This is a genomic window from Calditerricola yamamurae, from assembly GCF_054654135.1.
In genome coordinates, this window is the sequence record NZ_BAAIFH010000004.1 from 228,033 (window position 1) to 248,031 (window position 19,999).

At 61.4% G+C, this 19,999-nt stretch carries 16 protein-coding genes; 2 read left to right on the plus strand and 14 right to left on the minus strand.

Going from position 1 to position 19,999, the window contains the following annotated elements; all coding sequences use genetic code 11:
• Positions 1-12: 12 nt before the first annotated feature.
• The 6 genes from yhbH to ACYQ0Z_RS02525 form a co-directional block, all read right to left on the minus strand.
• Complete coding sequence (gene yhbH, locus ACYQ0Z_RS02500) at positions 13-1,152, minus strand: sporulation protein YhbH (protein WP_459865076.1); 1,140 nt, start codon at positions 1,150-1,152, stop codon at positions 13-15.
• A 36-nt stretch (positions 1,153-1,188) separates the two neighbouring features.
• Entirely contained in the window at positions 1,189-3,087 is a 1,899-nt protein-coding gene (locus tag ACYQ0Z_RS02505; protein WP_459864118.1) for a PrkA family serine protein kinase, read from the minus strand.
• A 438-nt stretch (positions 3,088-3,525) separates the two neighbouring features.
• The gene (locus ACYQ0Z_RS02510; protein ID WP_459864120.1) at positions 3,526-4,860 is read right to left on the minus strand and encodes a TrkH family potassium uptake protein; all 1,335 of its coding nucleotides are present in this window, start codon (positions 4,858-4,860) and stop codon (positions 3,526-3,528) included.
• Positions 4,861-4,990: 130 nt separating this feature from the next.
• A complete protein-coding gene (locus ACYQ0Z_RS02515) occupies positions 4,991-5,773 on the minus strand; it encodes an undecaprenyl-diphosphate phosphatase (protein ID WP_459864122.1) in 783 nt (260 codons plus the stop codon).
• Between the two features lie 92 nt (positions 5,774-5,865).
• Entirely contained in the window at positions 5,866-7,407 is a 1,542-nt protein-coding gene (gene murJ, locus ACYQ0Z_RS02520) for a murein biosynthesis integral membrane protein MurJ (protein WP_459864124.1), read from the minus strand.
• 6 nt (positions 7,408-7,413) lie between these two features.
• A complete protein-coding gene (locus ACYQ0Z_RS02525) occupies positions 7,414-8,553 on the minus strand; it encodes a glycosyltransferase (RefSeq protein ID WP_459864126.1) in 1,140 nt (379 codons plus the stop codon).
• A 164-nt stretch (positions 8,554-8,717) separates the two neighbouring features.
• Between ACYQ0Z_RS02525 and ACYQ0Z_RS02530 the strand changes: the two genes are divergently transcribed.
• Together ACYQ0Z_RS02530 and ACYQ0Z_RS02535 are read left to right on the plus strand one after the other, a co-directional pair.
• On the plus strand, positions 8,718-9,935 hold the full coding sequence (locus tag ACYQ0Z_RS02530) for an O-antigen ligase family protein (protein WP_459864128.1): 1,218 nt from the start codon (positions 8,718-8,720) through the stop codon (positions 9,933-9,935).
• 1 nt (position 9,936) lies between these two features.
• Complete coding sequence (locus ACYQ0Z_RS02535; protein ID WP_459864130.1) at positions 9,937-12,444, plus strand: hypothetical protein; 2,508 nt, start codon at positions 9,937-9,939, stop codon at positions 12,442-12,444.
• A 97-nt stretch (positions 12,445-12,541) separates the two neighbouring features.
• Here the strand turns inward: ACYQ0Z_RS02535 and ACYQ0Z_RS02540 are convergent, their stop codons facing one another.
• The 8 genes from ACYQ0Z_RS02540 to ACYQ0Z_RS02575 all read right to left on the minus strand — a co-directional run bounded on the left by ACYQ0Z_RS02540 (position 12,542) and on the right by ACYQ0Z_RS02575 (position 19,942).
• Complete coding sequence (locus ACYQ0Z_RS02540; RefSeq protein ID WP_459864132.1) at positions 12,542-13,951, minus strand: glycosyltransferase; 1,410 nt, start codon at positions 13,949-13,951, stop codon at positions 12,542-12,544.
• A gap of 9 nt (positions 13,952-13,960) precedes the next feature.
• Positions 13,961-15,244 (minus strand): nucleotide sugar dehydrogenase, encoded by a 1,284-nt coding sequence (locus ACYQ0Z_RS02545; RefSeq protein WP_459864134.1) that lies wholly within the window; start codon positions 15,242-15,244, stop codon positions 13,961-13,963.
• 258 nt (positions 15,245-15,502) lie between these two features.
• Positions 15,503-15,685: a hypothetical protein gene (locus tag ACYQ0Z_RS02550; RefSeq protein ID WP_459864136.1), complete on the minus strand. Its 183-nt coding sequence runs from the start codon at positions 15,683-15,685 to the stop codon at positions 15,503-15,505.
• A 142-nt stretch (positions 15,686-15,827) separates the two neighbouring features.
• Positions 15,828-17,138, minus strand: coding sequence for a glycosyltransferase family 39 protein (locus tag ACYQ0Z_RS02555; protein WP_459864138.1), 1,311 nt, complete (start codon positions 17,136-17,138; stop codon positions 15,828-15,830).
• Positions 17,139-17,163: 25 nt separating this feature from the next.
• Positions 17,164-17,535, minus strand: a complete 372-nt coding sequence (locus ACYQ0Z_RS02560; protein ID WP_459864140.1) for a DMT family transporter — start codon at positions 17,533-17,535, stop codon at positions 17,164-17,166.
• A complete protein-coding gene (locus ACYQ0Z_RS02565; RefSeq protein WP_459864142.1) occupies positions 17,532-17,936 on the minus strand; it encodes a DUF2304 domain-containing protein in 405 nt (134 codons plus the stop codon). The genes ACYQ0Z_RS02560 and ACYQ0Z_RS02565 overlap by 4 nt, the downstream gene beginning before the upstream one ends.
• Entirely contained in the window at positions 17,933-18,637 is a 705-nt protein-coding gene (locus ACYQ0Z_RS02570) for a glycosyltransferase family 2 protein (protein ID WP_459864145.1), read from the minus strand. The genes ACYQ0Z_RS02565 and ACYQ0Z_RS02570 overlap by 4 nt, the downstream gene beginning before the upstream one ends.
• A gap of 54 nt (positions 18,638-18,691) precedes the next feature.
• Positions 18,692-19,942 (minus strand): ArnT family glycosyltransferase, encoded by a 1,251-nt coding sequence (locus tag ACYQ0Z_RS02575; RefSeq protein WP_459864147.1) that lies wholly within the window; start codon positions 19,940-19,942, stop codon positions 18,692-18,694.
• Positions 19,943-19,999 lie beyond the last annotated feature (57 nt).

A 19,999-nucleotide genomic window follows, 5' to 3' on the forward strand; every position in this document is an offset into this window, starting at 1 on the left:
GCGCGCACCCCGTCAATTCGCCGTCTGCGGATTGCTGAAGAACGTCTTGAGGGCCTTGTACACGTCGGCCTTCTCGCGGATGATGCAATGGACGAACTTGGGATCCTTGATGTGCCGGTAGGCCGACATCAGGGTTGAATGTCTCTGGTACTGGTTGACCTCCGCATAGCCGAACAGGTTGCACCGGTTGATCAGCTCCTTTACCAGGCGCACGCAGCGCTCGTTGTCGGAGGTCAGGTTGTCGCCGTCGGAGAAATGGAAGGGATACAGGTTGTACCGGGTAGGGGGATAGCGCGTGTCGATAATTTCCAGCGCCTTGCGGTAGGCGGACGAGCAGATTGTGCCGCCGCTTTCCCCCTTGGTGAAAAAGGCCTCCTCCGAGACTTCCTTCGCCTCCGTGTGATGGGCGATGAAGACGATCTCCACCGACTGGTATTTGGTGCGCAAAAAGCGGGTCATCCAGAAAAAGAAGCTGCGCGCACAGTATTTCTCGAAGGTGCCCATCGACCCGCTGGTGTCCATCATGGCGATGACGACGGCGTTGGTGTGGGGGCGAACCACCTCTTCCCATGTCTTGAATCGCAGGTCGTCGACGGTGATGCGGAAGGGCTTGCCGGCTAGGGCGCTGCGCTTGAGGGCCGTCAGGAGGGTGCGTTTCTTGTCGATGTTGCCCATCAGCCCCTTTTTGCGCACGTCGTTCCACCGGATATCCTCGACGACGAGGTTCTCCATCTCTTTCTGCTTCAGGTTGGGCAGCTCCAGCTCGGCAAAAAGCATCTCCTCGATCTCCGCCACGGTGATCTCCGCTTCATAGTAGTCATCGCCGGGCAGGTCCCCGGCCCCCTTCCCCTTGCCCGGTCCTGCCGCCTGGCCGTCCCGCGCGATAACGTCTCCCACGCGGGACTTGCCGTTGCCCTGGCCAACATGCTGCTGTTTCTGCCAGTTGTACCGGAAGCGGTACTCGTCAAGACTGCGGATGGGAATCTTGACGACGTCACGGCCGTTCGACAGGATGATGCTCTCCTCGGTGATCAGGTCGCCGAGGTTTTCACGGATGGCCTCTTTCACCTTCTCCTGATGGCGCATTTGATCCTGATAGCCTTTGCGGTGGAGGGACCAGTCGTCCTTGGAGACGATGAATTCCGGGTTGATCGCGGTTCCCTCCTTTCTGAGCCAGTCTGCGCCACCCTAGCGGTTGAGCAGGCTGCCCACGTAGCGGAGCAGCTCGTTGGCGCAGATCGGGCAATAGCCGTGCTCGTCGATCAGCCGCTTGGTCACTTCGTTGATCTTCTTCAGCTGGTTTTCGTCGGGAACCTTCGTGGAGGTCGTGATCTTCACGACATCCTTGAGGTCGGCAAACAGCTTCTTCTCGATGGCCTCCCGCAACCGCTCGTGGCTGTTGTAGTCGAAGCGTTTGCCTTTGCGCGCATAGGCTGAGATGCGGATAAGGATCTCTTCGCGGAAGGCCTTCTTCGCGTTTTCGGAGATGCCGATCTGCTCCTCGATCGAGCGCATCAGCTTCTCGTCGGGCTCCACCTCTTCGCCGGTGATCGGGTCGCGCAGCTTGGTTTCGTTGCAGTAGGCCTCCACGTTGTCGAGGTAGTTGTCGAGGAGCGTCTTGGCCGACTCCTCGTAGGAGTAGACGAAGGCCTTCTGCACCTCTTTCTTGGCCAGCTCATCGTACTCCTGGCGGGCGATCGCGATGAAATTGAGGTACTTTTCACGCATCTCCTTGGTGATCGAGGGATGCTGATCGAACCCCTCTTTCAGGGAGCGCAGGATGTCGAGGGCGTTGATGCACTCGGTGTCGCGGCGAATCAACGCACTGGAGATGCGGTTGATCACGTAGCGCGGGTCGATGCCGGTCATTCCCTCGTCGGGAAACTCGTTGCGCAGTTCCTCGACGTCGGCGTCGCGGTACCCTTCCACCGCCTCGCCGTCGTACAGGCGCATCTTCTTCAGGAGATCCATGCCCTGCTTCTTCGACTCCTTCAGCCGCGTCAGGACGGAAAAGATGGCCGCCGCGCGTAGGGCGTGCGGGGCAATGTGCACGTGACCCAGATCGCTCTGGCGGATCAACTTCTCGTAAATCTTCTCCTCGTCGGACACGCGCAGGTTGTAGGGGATGGGCATCACGACGATCCGCGACTGCAGGGCCTCGTTCTTCTTGTTGGCGATGAAGGCCTTGTACTCCGCCTCGTTGGTGTGGGCCACGATGAGCTCGTCGGCCGAAATGAGGGCAAAGCGTCCGGCCTTGAAGTTCCCTTCCTGCGTCAGCGACAAGAGGTTCCACAGGAATTTCTCGTCGCACTTGAGCATCTCCTGGAATTCCATCATCCCGCGGTTGGCCTTGTTCAGCTCGCCGTCAAAGCGGTAGGCCCGCGGGTCCGACTCCGACCCGTACTCCATGATCGTCGAAAAATCGATCGAGCCGGTCAAGTCGGCGATGTCCTGCGACTTCGGGTCAGAGGGGCTGAAAGTGCCAATGCCGACGCGCTTGGTCTCCGACAGGAAGATGCGCTCCACCCGCACGTCCTCAACGCGCCCGCCGTACTCCGTCTCCAGGCGCATCTGGCAGTGCGGGCAGAGGTCACCCTCGATTTTCACCCCCAGTTCCCGTTCCACTTCGGGCCGCAACGCGTGCGGGATGAGGTGAAGGGGCTCCTCGTGCATCGGACACCCCTTGATCGCGTACAGCGCACCCTCGTCGGTGCGCGAATATTGTTCAAGGCCGCGCTTGAGCAGCGTAACGATGGTCGATTTCCCCCCGCTCACCGGCCCCATCAAGAGCAGAATCCGCTTGCGCACATCAAGGCGCATGGCCGCCGCGTGAAAGTACTCTTCCACCAGCCGCTCGATGGTGCGGTCCAGCCCGAAGATCTCCCGGCTGAAGAACTTGTAGATCTTTCGCCCGTCCTCGGTTTCCTCCACGCCGGCGCTTTTGATCATGTTATAAACCCGTGCATGAGCCGTCTGGGCAACGTGCGGGTTTTTCCGCACGATATCCAGGTATTCGGCAAAGGTCCCTTCCCACCGCAACCGTTCTTCCTGAGCACGGTATTCCGTAATGCGCTTCAGGATATCCATGGGGGAGCCTCCTCTCATCTTGGCCTTGCCCGCTCCTCCACCCACTCGTTCTGACTCACGCGGTTTGACGGCCGCCGTTTGTGCGGCCATTCATCGTGCGACGGATAAAAAAGGGTAATGTATGTGTATGCACAGCCAGCCTTCAGGTTTCCAACCGGCGACGACAAAAACCCCCATATGATTAGAATTTTCAGAACTTAAAGTACAACCGGGTTGCCGCTCCGCGGCGATCGCCTCGCCGCGATCGCCGCGAATATCCGGGACCGCTCGCCGAGCGACCGCATCCCGTCCCCCGGCGAGCGCCACGATCCCACATGGAAGCGCGTTCTTTTCTATTTCGCCGTCCCTGCTGCGTTTTCCTGCCGCTGTGGCCGACGATTTTTGCGCAAAAGGCCCTGCCTTGCTGCAGCGTTCCCCGATTGCCCGTGATCGGCGGAATTACCCGACCAGCACGTCCTCCTTCGGGTAGCGAACAGGCTTGGCGCGCGGCGGAATCGCCAGCGCATAGGCCACCGTCAGCGGGCCCACCCGGCCCAGGAACATGATGACGATGATGACCAACTTCCCCAGCGGACTCAGGTGGGGGGTGAAGTTGAGGGACAGCCCCACCGTGCCAAAGGCCGACACCGTTTCAAAGAGCAGCTTGTGGAACCCGACACCTTCGGGCTCGGTGAGCGTGAGCAAAAAACTCCCCGTAAACACAATGGTGCCGCCAAAAAAGACGATCGCCAGCGCGCGAAAGACCACATCCCGGCTGATGCGCCGCCCCATGGCCTGGACGTCCTCCCGCCGCGCCAGCACGCTCCAAACGGCCAGGATCAGGACGATCAAGGTGGTGACCTTAATCCCGCCAGCCGTCGAACCGGGGCCGCCGCCGATAAACATGAGCAGCATCGTCCAGTAGACGGACGAGTCCGTCAGGCCGGTCATGTCCACGCTGTTGAATCCCGCCGTGCGCGGCACGACGGCCATGAAAAACGCGTTCAGCCACTTGTCACCCCATCCCATCGGCCCCAGGGTCTTGGGGTTGGCCCACTCCAGGGCCAAATACCCCAGGGTCGATACGATCAGCAAGGCCGCCGTGCCGATCAGCATCATCTTGCTGTGCAACGAGAGGCGGCGCATGTGCTTCTTGCGCACCACGTCCAGAATGACCGTATACCCCACGCCGCCCACGATCACCAGCGTGCCGATCACCAAGAGCACGGACGCGTCATGGGCAAACCCCATCAGGTTGTCGGACCAGAGCGCAAACCCGGCGTTGTTGAACGCGGACACGGCATGAAACAGACCATAGAACAGCCCGCTTCCCACACCGTATTCCGGAATAAACCGCGCGGCCAAGAGGAAGGCACCGCATCCTTCCACCACAACGGTGATTAGCGCGATCTGCTGGGTGAGGCGAATCAACCCGCTCAAGCTGACCTGTCCATAGGCTTCCTGCAGCACCAGTCGCTCGCGCAGGCCGATCCGCCGCCCGAGCAGCACCGCGATCAAAATGGCAATGGTCACAAAGCCGATCCCGCCCACCTGGACCAGCAGCATGATCACCAGTTTGCCAAAAGCGGTAAAGGTGGTGGGCGTGTCGACAACGCTCAGCCCGGTTACACACACGGCGGACGTCGCCGTAAACAGCGCGTCGATGAAGGAGAGGCCCTCATGCGTCGAAACGGGAAGCCACAAGAGAAACGCGCCAAGCAGAATCAGGGCGATAAAGCCCAACGCCAGCAGCTTGGCCGGCTGGACATGGAAGACGCTCTTCATCTCGGGCATCGGCAAAAAGCCCCCTTCATCTTCACCGGCTATTCTCCAGTCTCTCCATTCGTAGCACGGCCCTGTTCCGCCGTCAAGAAATAAGCCCTGTGGAGCGGGGTCCACAGGGCTAAACGCGCCGCTTTGGTCATCAAAAGTGCCCCGTAAACTGGGCGATCAGAACGATGAGGCCCAACGCCCACACGTATAGGGCAAACCCTTTCAGCGACCCGCGCTGGAGGACGGCAATCATCCACTTCACGGCCAAATACCCGAAAACGGCGGACATCGCCGTACCGACAAGAAGGGAGCTGAGCGGGATGTGCTCTACCTGCCCCCCGACGAGTTTCACGCCCTGGTACAAAACGGCGCCCGCGATGGCGGGGATGGAGAGGAGGAAGGAAAAGTAGGCGGCCGTCGCCTTGTCGATGCGGCGGAAGAGCGCCGCGGCGATGGTCAGCCCGGAACGCGAGATGGCCGGCAGGATGGCCGCGCCCTGAAACAAGCCGATGATGAACGCATCGGCGTAACTGATCTCCTGCAGCGTTTTCCGGCCACGCTCCTTGATCCGATCCGCCAGCCAAAGGATCACGCCCGTGGCCAGAAACTCCCAACCGATCGTGACCCCCGTCTTGGCGATTTCCTCAAAAAAATCTTCAAACAACAGGCCAATGGCCACCGTCGGGATCGTTCCCACAACCAGCAAGCCGGTTAACCGGCTAAACGGTTTTCTGGCCAGCCCCACCAACGTATCCCAGTAGACCGCAATCACAGCCATCAGCGTGCCCAAATGGAGCATGGTGTCCAGAAACAGCCCGGCCTCATCGAGACCGAACAGGTGACGCCCCAAGTACAAGTGACCGGTGCTGCTGATCGGCAGAAACTCCGTTAGCCCCTGAATCATGCCGAGAATCGCCGCTTGCAACCCGTCCATCGTTTCCACCTCGTATCCGAATCAACATGATCATGCCATACGGCACCAGCCTACCATGGATGGCTACCGTCCACAAGCCCGCGCGTTCTTTTCTACTGATGAGAAGCGGTGCGACGGCCAAAGGGGAGGCGCGCGGCAAGGTCGCGCAGAAGCGGCTCGCGCAGTGCGCCCAGGACCGCCAAATACGTGCCCACCGCGACCAACGTCCAGAGCACATAGCACAGCGGCCACGGCTGAGGAAGAGGCAAATGCTTGAACCCGATCACGGCTGCAGCCATCGCCGCGCTCGCCACAGCTGTTCGCATTGCCGTTTGCCAAAGGGCTTTCGACGGTCGAATCCCCCTGCGCACCGCCAGGAGGACAGCCAACGCCAGCGCGCCCACCGCCGCAGAAAGGGAGGAGGCAAGCGCCACCCCGGCATGCCCCCACAGGCGGGACAGGCCCCACGCGAGCGCGGCATATGCGGCCACACTGGCCGCTCCAATGTACACGGGGGTTTTGGCATCTTCGTAGGCATAGAAAGCACGCGTGACGAGGTCGCGCACGGCCAAAAAGAGCAGCCCGACACTGTACCCCGCAAGGGCGACCGCGGTCAACGCCGTCGCCTGTGCGTCAAAGGCCCCGCGGCCGTAGAACAGGCGCACCGTCTCGGGTCCGAGCACCCAGAGAAACGCCGTGGTCGGCACGAGGAGCACGAACAGGTATTGCAGGCCGCGGGAATACACCTCCGCCACGGACGCATGGGCGCCCTTTTTCACATATTCGGAAAGAAGAGGGAAAAGTGGCAGTGTAAAGGTTCCGACAAAAAGGCCCATGGGTAACTGGGCAATCGACTGGGCGTAGGAGAGGGCCGCAACCTTGGCCGTCCCCAGCTGGGAGGAAAAGGCGCGTTCGAGAAACTGCGTCAGTTGGGTAAGGAGAGCCCCGAAGGCCAGGGGAATGAACCGCTCCCCCATGCGCACCAGCTCGCTTGGCAACGGCCGCGACGGCACGCGCACGGCGCGATAGCCGCGCCGCCACACCGCGGGAAGCAAGAGGGCGGCGGAAAGCCCAAAGCCCAACAACGTCCCCCACGTTACGCCCACAATGCCATAGCGGGGGGCCCAGATCCACAGGGCAAGCAGAACCATCAGGCTGTTGACCACACCGCCGAGGGCAGGCAAGAAAAAGCGGTTGTGGCTGTTCAGCAGGCTGCTGTACCACGCCGAAAGCCCGATCAACAACAGCGACGGCGCCATCCAGCGCACGAGGGAAACGGTCAGCTCCCGTGTCTCGCCGGTAAAGCCCGGCGCGACGAGGGCCACGTACACCTCGGCCCCCAACCAAACGGCAAGGGAAAGAACGCCAAAGGCAACGGCCACCACCCCGCAGCTTTGCGCCGCCACTCGATGCAAACGATCGGTCGCACCCCGTTCCATCAGTCCCTTGGCCGTCGGCACCCACAGGGCGTTGAGCATCCCGGGAACCACCAGGGACAGCGTCAAGGGCAGAGTGAGGGCCACAAAATAGGCATCGGCCTCGGAGCCCGTCCCAAACACCTTGGCCAGGTAAACGTTGCGCAGAAAACCAAAAAGCCGCCCCACTAAGGTGACGGCCACAAGCCCCATCGCCGAAACGAAGACGCTACGGGCCACGCGCGCTCACTCCCTTGGCCGCTGCTTGAGCAGCCGCTCGTACACGTTCCACGTCTCGCTCGCCATCCGTTCCGCCGAAAACGATGTCCGCACGTCACGCCACGCTTGTTCGGCCAGGCGCGCGGCCAACGACGCATCCCGCATCACCTGCAGCATCCCCCCCGCCAGCTCTTCCGCCGAACGGGGAGGGACCAACAACCCGTTCTCCCCGTGGCGAAGGAAATCGAGAATGCCCCCGACCGCCGTGGAGACGACCGGCAAGCGCATGGCCATCGCCTCCAAAACGGACAAGCCAAGGCCTTCGGAAAACGAAGCGCTCACGTACGCATCGAGATTGGCAAGGCAGTCGGGAACATCGCGGCGAAATCCCGTGAAACAGACGGCATCGGTAATGCCCAGGGCACGGGCCTGCGCATCGAGTTGCGCGCGCAGCGGGCCATCTCCGATGAGGACCAGCCGGGCACGCGGTTCGATCTGCCGCACGCGGGAAAAGGCGTGCAAGAGCACCGACAAGCCCTTCACTTCCACAAAGCGGGCCACCGTTCCCCACACAAACGCGTCGGCCGGAAATCCCCATTCTTGCCGTAACGCGGCGTGCCGGCGGTCGGGTGAAAAACGCTCCACATCGATGCCGTGGTGAATCACGCTAATGCGCTCGGGCAAAATGCCCTCCGCCACCAGCTGCGCCTTGAGGGCTTGAGAGATGGCGATATAGTGATGGTTCCAGCGGCGTGTCCAGCGTTCCATCTGCGCAGCCACGAAATAGGCCAGCGGGTTGGGGTAATCATAGCGCAGCACGCTGTGCACGGTGGTGACCAGCGGTATCGCAGTGCGGCGCGCGGCCACGCGGGCAAAAAAATTCGCCTTGACCCCGTGGGTATGCACCACATCCGGTTGAAACCGGCGAAAGAGCGCGGCCAGGCCCCGCACCAATCGGATATCCAGACGGCCATAGGGCATCACCGACAGCGCGAAGCCGCGCTGCCGCAATTCCTGCGCCAGCCGCGCCTCATAAAAACAGGCCAAATGCAATTCGACCGGGAACGCTGCATCCCGAAGGTGGGTAAACAATTGCACGAGGTACTCTTCCGCCCCGCCGTATTCCCCACCACCGATCACGTGCAACACTCGGACCCGCCGCGCCATCCCAACCACATCCTAAAGCAAAAAGTTTCCAAACCAACCGGTTCTGTTGCTGTCCACATTTTATCTTACCGGCAATTCCGTCTGCAATTGTCGCCCCTTGATTTTTCCCCGCTGTTATGCGGTAATGTTCAAGGGACAACACGAACCACCAGGAGAGACCGGTCATGGTAAAGGTACTCAATTGGAAACGCGATGCCCTGCTCATCGCTTTTCTTTTATACCCGATTGTCGACTACGTATTACGGCTGCTGCCGCTCCCGGTACTGCCGTCACTTTGGGACGAGGCCGTCCTGGTGGCCCTGTTTTTTGTCGCCGCCCACCGGGCGCGAAGGGACGATCGTCGCCTTCCGGGGTTCCTGACCACTCCCCTCTACGCCTTCATCGCCCTCGGTGTGGCCATGATCGGCGCCGACCTCACCAATTTTGGAGTCGCGACGGAAGGGTTCCGTGCCATCTTTCAATACATGATCGCCTTGTACACCGGCCTCCACCTGTTCCGTACACAAGCGGAGGCAAACGACGCCCTGACGCTGTTTGTCGCCACGGCCGGAATCGTCGCCGTCTATGGACTTCTGCAGCCCTTCCTCGGCATCGAGACCCCCATGAGCTGGGTGGATGCCAGTGAAGGGCAACGGATACGAATTTTCTCCATCGTGCAGAGCCCGAACGTCCTTGGCAGCTATATGGTGCTGGCCCTCCCCCTCACGATTTGCCTGACCGTTTTTGCCCCATCACGGGCGCGCCGCATCGCCTTCGCCCTGTGCGCGACGGCACTTTTCGCCGCCCTCGTTCTTACGTTCTCCCGCGGAGCGCAGCTGGCGTTTTTCCTTTCGTTGATCCTCGTCGGCGTGCTACGCGACCGGCGTCTGCTCCTCGCCGGCCTGGCCATCGCCGTGCTGGTGGCCGTACTGGTGCCGAGCGTGACCGAGCGCTTTCTGCACATCTTCACGCCCGAGTACCTGGAAAAAAGCGCGAACGACGGCCGCATCGCCCGTTGGCTCGGGGCCTTTGACATGATGCGCTTGGAACCGCTGTTTGGACTGGGGCCCGGCCACTACGGCGGTGCCGTAGGCAATCGCCATTTCGGCACCATTTACGTGGACAGCTACTATTTCAAAACCTTGGCCGAGATGGGCCTGGTGGGACTGGGGCTGTGGCTGTGGCTACTCGGCGCCCTGTTCTTCGCGCTCCATCAAACCTGGCGTGCACTGGCGAAGGGAGAAGCGCGCTGGCTGTCCATCAGCCTGTTTGCCGGGCTGCTTGGGATGGCCTTGCACAACGGCGTGGAAAACATCTTCGAGGTGCCGTTCCTCAACGCCTACTTTTGGTTTCTGTCCGGCCTGACGCTGGCATTGCCGCATCTGGCACGGAAGGAGGCTTGACATGGCATCGCGCTCCATCCGAATCCGCCTGCCCTTTTGGCGAACGCTGCTCATCCTCCTGTGGAGCTACGTCACGTACCACCTGCTGGTTCGTCCGGCCCTGCTTGACCTGTCCGCCGTGGGGATGATCCTCGTCGTCGCGGCCGCCTTTCTGTTTTTCTTCGCCGTGCCGCCACAGACGCGCAAGGCGTGGGCCGTCGCCGTGCTGGCTTTCCTCCTGCTCGACAAAGGCTTGGCCAGCATCGCCGCCACCTCCTCATCGTGGACGCGCGTTTTCCTTTACGGCCTCTGCATCCTCTGGCTGCTTGCCGCAGCCCGATGGTACGGCAAATTGAACGCGCGCCCACTTGTCGCCATCGCCCTCGCCGGCGTGCTGACGCTCACGTGGATGCCGCGCGGTGAGCTGACCCTCCTCAACTACTTCGTCAAGGAGGATGTCACCAAGCCCCTGTACGTGGGCAACTGGGACTACTTCCCCTTCACCGTGGCCGACCTTGACGGCGACGGCACGGATGAAATCCTCACCGTCGGCAACCGCGACGAAACGCTTCCGGAAGGCGAAAACGAAAACAACCCGCGCGACGAACAGGAACACATCAAGCCGGAACTGGAGCCCGAACCGCTTTATCCCTACGTGCTCAAGTGGCGCGACGGACATCTGGTGCGCGAGCCGGTGACTCCGGATCAGCTGGCTGCCGCGGCCCAGCGCCTTCCCCTCGACACCATCGGGTACCCCTACTTCCGGCTCACGCGGGAGCTTACCCTGGAGCCAGCCGTGCAGCCGACGACGTGGACGGAAGAAGTGATGGATTTCGGTAGCGCCCCCTTCCGGGTCTTCGCCGCGGATCTCTCCCACCTCGCCCACCTCGAGGCAACGCAAGCAGGCAGCCTTTCTCGCCAGCATCTTGCCAGGGCGGGTGACTACGCCGATGTTCGCCTCACCGGCCGCGAGGTTACGGGAACCTACCGCGGTCGACCGTTCCGCTTTTCCAGTGACGCCACCAAGCTGATCGGCGTGGCCACCCTGGAAAACGGGCAGCAGGCCCTCGTGCTGCTCGGCGAGGAGATTGAAGTCTGGCAGCCCGACAGCACCGGGGGCTTCGTGCGCACCCACCTGCTGACGCGGGACGACGTAAAAGGGCTGGCAAACGGCGAATACTACCTGTGGGACGTCGACGGGGACGGCAGCGACGAGCTCGTGCTCTCGCTCGCCCACGCCAAGATTGTCAAGCCACGCGCCGACGGCACGTGGGACGTGTGGTGGGCGGCCAATGACGAGCACTTCCGCTTCGAAGACTTCGGCTCCTTTGCCCCCGGCGACACGCCGCAGCTCATCGCTCTGGATAAAAGCTACCTGCGCGACTACCCGTTGCGCTATCCGGCCGGGTTCCGCTACACGCCGGAGGGGCTGAAACGAGAATGGAAGATCTTCCTCCCCCTCGTCAACCTGCGTCTGGCCGACCTCGACGGGGACGGAAAGCGGGAGCTGGTGGGACTGTGGTACAACAAACACCAGCTCTACGTGCTCAAACCCCATTCCGTGCCGGTCATCCCCCTGCTTCTCGGCGGGAACATCGTGCTTCTTGCATACCTGTGGAGCCGGCGCCTGCGCGAGGCGCGGCGGACACGGCCATACGCATTGGCGGCCCTTGTCCTGCTTCTGGGCGCCGGCACGCTGCTCAGCGGGTGCACCTACTCCGGCGCTCCTCGCATGCTCGGGACGCCAACAGGCGACGCGCCGGCGGCCAAACCCGAGACGCCGGAAGACGGCGACGTCCCCGGGACACCCATCGCCAACGCCGGCCAGCGGCTGGAGGCGGCACTGACGACCGTCACCGCCCCGGACATCCAACAGTTCTGGTACGACGGCTACATCGCCGCCAATCTTCCCAAGCGCCGGAGCACCTCGATGTACAAAGGCGCTGTCGTTCTGCCCCACGGCTACTTCGTCGACGGGCGCTGGGCCGGCCAACCCTTCCGCTATTACCGATGGGACGACAAGCGATATGTCTTCCATAGCGAGCGCTGGATGAAAGCCGATCCGTCCGTCTCCCATCCGGTCAACCCGTTCGGCTCCTTTGTCCACTGGCCGGCTTTCTTTGAACGGGCTGTCCTCCTGCCGCGGGAAGAAGTGCTCGGCGTACCCTGCGACCCCATTCAAGTGCGGCTGACCGGCCGTGAGTGGCTCGAGCGCCTGCCGGAACCCTACCGCACCGAAGTCCGCGCCTTGGTCGCGCAGTCCGCGCGCGTCGCCGACGCCGTGGAAAAGGCGACCGTGAAAATGACCTTCTGGGTCGGGGTGGAAGACAACCGCCTCTACCAATATCAAGTGTGGATCAAGCTGCCGCTGCCCGATGCCGGCGTGATGGACCAGGAGATCTTCTTCCGCTTCTTCAAGTACAACGATCCCGGCATCAAGCTGAAAACGCCGGAAGAGATGGAGAAGCTTGTTCAGGAAAGCGAGGAGGAACCGCCGGCCATCGGCGAACCCACGCCGCGTGACACGTGATCCGGAAAAGGCCGACTCGGCGTGCCGAAACACACAAGCCGATCCCATAAACAAACGGAGCACCCTCGCGGGTGCTCCGTTTGTTTTGGTGAGGGGTTCAGGGTGCCACCAGCTCGTCGAGCAGCGCTGCCAGCGCCCGCGCCTGCTCACGCCGCTCGTATAAGGCGTAGGCCTCGTGCGGGAGCGTGCCGCTCGTGTGCAAGCGGCCTGCTTTCCAGCGCCGGTAGAACGACGCCACGGCCCGTTTCATCGCGGGGAGATCATCCGGCCGCACCACTTCCCCCAGTCGGAAACGCTCCACGATAGACGCGGCCTCACCGGGAAGGGACAAGGCCAGGATGGGCCGCTGCACAGCCATGTACTCGAACAGCTTCCCCGGAATGTACGCGCCCGACCCCGGCGCCGTATCCCCCACCAGGAGCAGCACATCGGCCCCCTTTAACAGCGCCAAGGCCCGGCGATGCGGGAGATGGCCGAGCACCTCGACGACGTCGGACAGGCCGAGCTGCGCCACGGCGTCGGCATTGTCCGTATAGCCGGGGTAGTCGAATACGCCGGCAAAGCGCAGCAAAATGTCCCGACGGTCGATCTCCCCGGCATCGATCAGTTCGCGCACCGCACGCAAAAAAAGCCTGGGGTTGCGCTCCTTGTAAAAGATGCCCGCATAGGCAAAAACGCATTTGCCGGGGACACGGTCAGGCTCAATGCCGGCATAATCGGCGGCGTCAAACCCATTGTGGATCACTTCCAGCCGTTTGATCACGTCCCCGTGCTTCTCCCGAAACCCCTCAGCAAAGGAACGCGTCACCGTCAGCACGATGTCGGCGGCCGCCATCACGCGGCGTTCCATTCGCTCCTCCAGGGCTTCCCGCCAGCGAATCCCGCTGCGGTGCATGTTCTGTGTCCACGGGTCGCGAAAGTCGGCCACCCACGGTAGACGCCGCCCCCGCCGCAACGCGAGGGCCACCAGGTGGTTGGTATTGGGACCGGCCGTGGAAAAGATGGCGTCAATGGGATAGCGTGCAAGCATCCTCTTCCCTTCGCGCACGGCCGGGACGTACCACAGAATCTGGTCGTCGGGGATGAGCACGTACTTGCGCGCCGCTTTGAGCAGCCGCACCGTCCGCGTACGCAAGGTGGCAGAGACGCCAGGGACGCCCGCATCTTCGTTGGCAGCAGCCCTCCCCCCGTCCTTCATACCGCCTGTCCCGTCGCCGCCTTCCGTGCCTTCCTTCACGCCGCTTGCGGCGCGGGTCCCTCCCCCGCCAAGCAGCTTGGCCAGTCCCGGCGGGTACCACTCCCGAACGCGGTGAACGACCACCTCCGGGGGAAGCTGGTCGAGCAGCGACGGGTCAAGGGAGACGTGGGCGACCGGGTCAACGGCCAACACGTGGGGACGCCACCCAAACTCCGGCAAGTACTTGGCCATCTTCAAAGCCCGCTGCACGCCGCCCCCGCCGATGGGGGGGAAGTAGTATGCCACCAGCAGAAGATTGCGCACACCCATCTCTCCCGGTCAGATCCGGATCAGGCGGGCCCGCGCGGCGAGCGCTTTTGGCAGGTGGTTCTTGGCGTCGAGCAACACCGGATGGCCGTTCATCCTCGCCACCAGGCTCGTCCAATCGAGATGGGCAAAGGGTTTTTGCACGGTGAGCAAGGCCAGCGCATCGGCCCCCTCCACCGCCTGCTCCGCGCTGTCCACCTTAAACGGATACGAAGCCGGCACAACGGGGTCGTAGGCGCGCACCTCGGCCCCAGCCTCCTGCAGCAGGCGCACAACGGTATGGGCCGGGCTGATGCGGTCGTCATTGGAGTAGTCCTTCATCGCCAGTCCGAACACCGCCACGCGGCTCCCCGCCAGGGTCTTCCCCTCGTCCCGCAGCGCTTCGTCGAGCATGTTCACCAGTACGTTGGGCACGCCGTCGTTGATGCGGCGGGCCAGTTCCAACAGTTCGACGCCTACGCCGAGCTCACGCGCTTTGGGAAGCAGGTAGTACAGCGCGTTGGGCAGGCAGTATCCGCCCACCCCCGGACCCGGCAGCAAAAGGTTGACACGCTTGTGCGTGTTGGCAACGCGGATCAGTTCAAAGGTATCCAGCCCCATCTTTTCGGCGAAGCGGGCGAACTGCTGCACCATGGCGATGTTGACGTCGCGCTGGATGTTTTCGATCACCTTGGCCGTCTCGACCACCTTGATGGACGAGACGGTGATCTCCGCCTCGGTCACGTAGGCCAGCACCGCCTTGGCCCGCTCGACGCTGGCCTCGTTGACCCCACCGACAGCAAGGGGCATGGTGCGGAACTCTTCAAAGGCGCGCCCCTCCGCAATCCGTTCCGACGAGTAGGCCAGATAAAAATCGGTTCCCGCGACAAGACCGGATTGCTCCAAGAGGGGCCGGATCACTTCTTCTGTCGTCCCGGGGATCACCGTGCTGCGCACGATAACGGTGTCCCCCTTCTTCAGCACCCTGGCCAGCGACGAACACGCGCTGCGCAGCGGCGCGAGATCAGGGTCGCCGTTTCGCACCGGCACCCCGACGGTGATCAAGTAGGTGTCGACAAGGCGGGCGGCCTCCTCATACGAGGTCGTCGCCCGGAACCGACCGGCATTAAGCTGTTCGCGCAAAATCTCCGCCAGCGACTTGCCCTCGTAATATTCTTGGTGATGGGAGATCCCCCGGTTGATGTCCTCCACCAATTCGGGAACCACATCAATTCCGATGACGTTGGCCCCTTTCATCGCGTACGAAAGCGCCAAGGGAAGCCCAATAAAGCCAAGTCCCACAACCGCAACGTTCACTGGTCTTCTCTCCTTCCCATTACAAAATCAATGCCAATGCGCGCCCAGCGCGCGGCATTGGCCTTCTCCTCCGGCATGCTGCCCCATTTCCACCTTCTTCTTACCATACACCATGCTAAACAACGGCCCAGCAGAAGTCAAAAGAAAATGCGGTGACAAACCGTCCCCGCTGTCGCAGTAGCCAACCGTCCCCCTAGACCGCCGGCACGTTCGTCGTAGCCGGCGTCCGATATCTCCTATCTGTCTGGTGGCGCATCCTCACGCGATCTTTCGCCCCAGCGGGCATAACTCGCCCTCACCCTCGTCGGGGCTCCCCGCTGGCGCCTCGTTTGTCGCCGTCTCCGCCCCCACCAGAGCGGTGACGTCAAATCCGCACGTCTCGTCTCCCTCGTCGCACCACCACCATAGCCAACCCTGCCGCGCATGGACGAAGGGATGCAATCCCGCCCCGCCCCCCTTCCGATGCGGATTCGCAATGCTATTGTAAGGATACGAAATGGTCCCCCCGATCGCAAGTGAAAATGGCGGAAAACATTGCATGCGGAACGGTCCCTTCGAATGCCGCATCATCCCCCCGACACTTTTATCCCTGGGCCCCAAGAAGATCCCCACGCCCTCCCGCGGAAGCAGCCGGGGCATCGCTGCGGCGCGGGCGAAAGGCCGACCGCAGCATCCGCAGTCCCTCGCACAGGAGAAAAGCGGTGCCCAGCATGAGGAACGCCATAAACAGGTAGGCATAGCGCGTCGTCGGCACGAACAGCAGGTACAAACCCAGGAACAGCGCGCCAAAGACCGTCACGGCGCGCAGGCGACGGGACACGCTGGCCCCGTACACGAGCCCCGCCGCACCGAACCAGCAAAACACCGCATGGAGGCGGTGATTCCAAGGGGAAAGGGTGGGGAACCAGTAATCAATCTGCTGATAAAGCCCTGGATTGTCAAACAGGAACTGGATTTTGCCGATTGTGTACCATTTGAGGTAAAGCAGCGGCTCCGTCGTAAACCCGTGGATGAGGCGCTGGCGGGCAAACCATACTTGATCGGCACTGGTCAACCCCGCAGCGCGAAAGTCCGCCAGCATGTTCTGCAGGTAGGGGTATGTGCCGGCCAAGAAGGGGTTCGCCGAGCCGGTGGCCGTAAGAATCACCTGATCGAGAACGACGGCATTGCGCACCCACCACGGGAGCATCAGCAGCACAAAGCCGCACGCGGTCCACGCACCGGCGACGGCCCACTCCCGCCACCTCCCCCGCCAGGTTTCAGACCGGAGCGCGAACAAAAAGGGAAGGATGGCCAGCGGAAGCAAAACCGGACGAACCAACACGTGAAGAGCGAGCGCAGCGCCGGCGGCTACGTGGTGCCTCGCTTTTCGCGTCTCGAACGCCACAACCGCCAGCCAACCGTACAGCAACAACGTGGCCAGGGCCAACACCTCGGTAAGCAGTTGAACCGGTGATTGGACGTAGGGCGGGTAGATGGCCACGAAAAAGGCGGTCAGCAAGGCCACCGCCGTTCGGCGCAACAGCCGAGAAACCACCAGATAGGCCAGCACACAGGTGAACGAGCCGACAAGAACCTGGATCCCGCGTACCACCGAAATCTGCCGATAGGGATCCTCGACCACGGCATACACGGCACTGAGAAACAAGGGGTAGCCCGGTGTCACATAGGCGTTCGGCTCGCCCGACTTGCGACCGAGGGCATACCCGTACACCCCATCCTCCACAATCTGGTGCGCCATGATATGGTAATTGAGCGCGTCGCCCTGCAACGCAAAATCATGCAGGTTCTTCATCCAAAAACCCCAGCGCAAGGAAAATGCGAGAACGACGATGAGCAGAAGCGCACACGGCGGTCCGGAAACCCTTCGCCCGTCGATTCCCAGCAGGTGCACATGACGCACCTCCTCTCTCCGCATTTCACGAGGCGCGTGGTCCGAACCCGATCAACGAAACACCGGCCATGATCAGCAGGCAACCGAGTACCTTCCACACCGTGATCGGTTCCCCAAACCACACAAACGCCCCGATGACGCCGAGGAGGTAAGCGATGCTCTGCGTGGGATACGCGATGCTGAGCGGCACGCGGGACAACACGAACAGCCACAGGATCGTGGCAACAGCGTACAACACCATTCCCCCGACAACCGGGGGCGACACGAGCAACGCCAGCACAGACCGCACATGGCGAAAATCGGTCGGCTGCCCTTGTACCCCCCACTTCCACAGCATTTGTCCCGCCACCAACAAGCAGGCGTTGGCCAGGATGAGCAAAAAATTACCGAGCGTCATTGCGCCCCATCGCCTCCCGAGCAGGCCCCGTTGTCCCTGTCCGCAGGGACGTCTTTCCCCCATTTCAAGTGGTCCACTTCCTTTTTCAAAAACGCAATCTCTTGCACCAGGTTCTTAAGGGTCTCAGCCTGCTGGGAAAGCACAATCGTCTGGTACATCAGGATGGTCAGCAAGCCCAGTATGGCAAGCATCATCACAAAGGTGGGCATGTAGGAAATCCCCAGCCAATGGGCTACACGGTTAAGCACCGGGATGGCCAGCGCAATGATCACACCCAGTCCGGCAATGAGCAACCAAAAAAAGGCCAACCGGTCACGCAGCTTGTGACGGCTGGTCAACCACAGCACCTGCAAGAAAAACGCTGCCGTTGCCAGCAGCGCAATGCCCTGCACGCTGATCATGTTGCGGCTTCCTCCCGAAACAGTCGGCGAATCATACAAAACAGGGTAACCTTGATCATGTAGTAGACCGACTTGATCGGCGTAATCGACGATGCGCCGCCTTGGCGCGCCTTCATGTTCACCGGGATCTCCTTGATGCGGTACCCTTTGCGGGCAAGCGAGACAATCACTTCCACCTCGGGATAATCCGTCGGATAATGTCGTGCGAACTCCTCAATCACTCGCCGGTTGACAATGCGATATCCCGATGTCGGATCGGCAATTCTCTCTCCCGTCAACAGACGCAGGATAAACGAGAAATAGGAAATGCCGATCCGCCGCAGGCGGCTACCGCGGTAGCCAGTCGGTTGCACAAAGCGCGAACCGATGACCAGGTCCCACTTGCCCGTCTGAATCTCCCGAACCAGTTTGTCCAAGTCGGCGGGATCGTGCTGTCCATCAGCATCCAACTGGATGGCATAGTCATAGCCGTGCATGAGCGCATATTTGTACCCCGTCTGCATTGCTCCCCCGATGCCCAAATTGACGGGCAAATCGAGAAAGTTGAATCCGTTTTGAACGAGGATCTCCCGCGTCCGGTCGGTCGACCCGTCGTTGACCACTATATAATCGTAGGGCGTCGCACGCATCAAAGCGGTGACAGTTTGGGCAATCGTCTCTTCCTCGTTATAAGCGGGGATGATGACCAACACGCGTGCCATAACAAGCCCTCCTCATCGCGCTCCTGCAACGCCACCCCTACGCTCTCTATTATCTCATAACGTACACCGCGTGTCAGATTTGCGGCGGACAAGAAACGGCAACAAACCCGCCGCCATTCCCAGGAAACAAAGTGGCATCAGTGGCAAGGCATAGCGCTCATACGCGAAGTAAAGGCTGTAAATCGCCGTAAAGTAGAGGAGCACCAAACTGACAAATGCCCCTTCGTGACGCCCTTGCCGCCGCCACAGGACCAATGCATATCCCGCCACGGCGGCCCCCACAATGTACCGGTGAACCGCGTGCACTTGCACATACGAGATTCCCAGCACTTCTTTTGGATAAAAGGGCTTCCGCCACAAGATCTTCGGCTTGAGGACGGCATAGCTATACAGCAGGGACGTTTTGTCGTGTTTCCACCATTGACGCAGACGGTATTTGGCTATCGTCTCCTGCACCTTCATCTTCGTGTACGCGTCCTGGCTGGGATAAACCCGCATGAGCACGTTAACCCATTCGTCAAGGGTGATCGTGTCGGGATAGCCTTCTCCTTGATAGGTACCGAGGAGAAGGGGATTGCCGGCGCTACCCGTCAACGGGATAAACGCGCCAAACTGAAGGTAATTGCGAATCCACCAGGGAGCCAGCACCAACACCACGATCAGAGCGGCGCCGATGGCCTGCTTCGTCAGGAGCCGAAGCGGATACCGTTTGAAGAGCAGCAGCGGCAGCAGGCAAATCGGCGCAAGGGCAATGGTCGGCCGAAAATACAGGGCGATCAGATAGGCCACCACCACCGCAAGAAGGTCACGCCACGTTCGCGTCCGGGACAGCCGAATGGAATAGTACACAAAGAAGATCAACGCGGTCATGAACGGGGTTTCGGTCAGGAGAAGGTTATCGACAACAAGCAGCGGCGGGTAGACCGCCATCAGGAGCGCCGCGAGCAGGCCAACCCCATGCCCCCAAACCGTTCGACCGATCCGATATACCCCGTAGACCCCCAGAACACCGATCGCAATAATCGCCACTTTTGCCGCCAGCAAACCCAGAAAGCCATGACCGAACACCGCGAAGACCGCGGCGAGAAAAATCGGCATGCCCGGCATAATGTGCACGGTCGGCTCGTCAGACCGGTGATAGGTGAGCGTTCCGGTTAGGAGCAGCGTCTGGGCGCTGCGAAGATAGCCGATATCGTCGCTGTGGATGGAAAACGAAACACCGTTGGTGATCAACACATACATTCGGAGTAAAAACGCGATCAACAAAATCGCGACGAGAACGAGGTGTTTTCTTCCGTGCATCATCCTCTTACCCTCTTCCGCTATCACACCACCGACCACGTTCGACAGCAAAAAACGCAG

Bases quoted from the DNA above. Each gene is read 5' to 3' on its own strand.
- ACYQ0Z_RS02505 (WP_459864118.1), bottom strand. From the start codon at position 3,087: ATGGATATCCTGAAGCGCATTACGGAATACCGTGCTCAGGAAGAACGG.
- ACYQ0Z_RS02510 (WP_459864120.1), bottom strand. From the start codon at position 4,860: ATGCCCGAGATGAAGAGCGTCTTCCATGTCCAGCCGGCCAAGCTGCTG.
- ACYQ0Z_RS02515 (WP_459864122.1), bottom strand. From the start codon at position 5,773: ATGGACGGGTTGCAAGCGGCGATTCTCGGCATGATTCAGGGGCTAACG.
- ACYQ0Z_RS02525 (WP_459864126.1), bottom strand. From the start codon at position 8,553: ATGGCGCGGCGGGTCCGAGTGTTGCACGTGATCGGTGGTGGGGAATAC.
- ACYQ0Z_RS02530 (WP_459864128.1), top strand. From the start codon at position 8,718: ATGGTAAAGGTACTCAATTGGAAACGCGATGCCCTGCTCATCGCTTTT.
- ACYQ0Z_RS02535 (WP_459864130.1), top strand. From the start codon at position 9,937: ATGGCATCGCGCTCCATCCGAATCCGCCTGCCCTTTTGGCGAACGCTG.
- ACYQ0Z_RS02540 (WP_459864132.1), bottom strand. From the start codon at position 13,951: ATGGGTGTGCGCAATCTTCTGCTGGTGGCATACTACTTCCCCCCCATC.
- ACYQ0Z_RS02560 (WP_459864140.1), bottom strand. From the start codon at position 17,535: ATGACGCTCGGTAATTTTTTGCTCATCCTGGCCAACGCCTGCTTGTTG.
- ACYQ0Z_RS02565 (WP_459864142.1), bottom strand. From the start codon at position 17,936: ATGATCAGCGTGCAGGGCATTGCGCTGCTGGCAACGGCAGCGTTTTTC.
- ACYQ0Z_RS02570 (WP_459864145.1), bottom strand. From the start codon at position 18,637: ATGGCACGCGTGTTGGTCATCATCCCCGCTTATAACGAGGAAGAGACG.
- ACYQ0Z_RS02575 (WP_459864147.1), bottom strand. From the start codon at position 19,942: ATGATGCACGGAAGAAAACACCTCGTTCTCGTCGCGATTTTGTTGATC.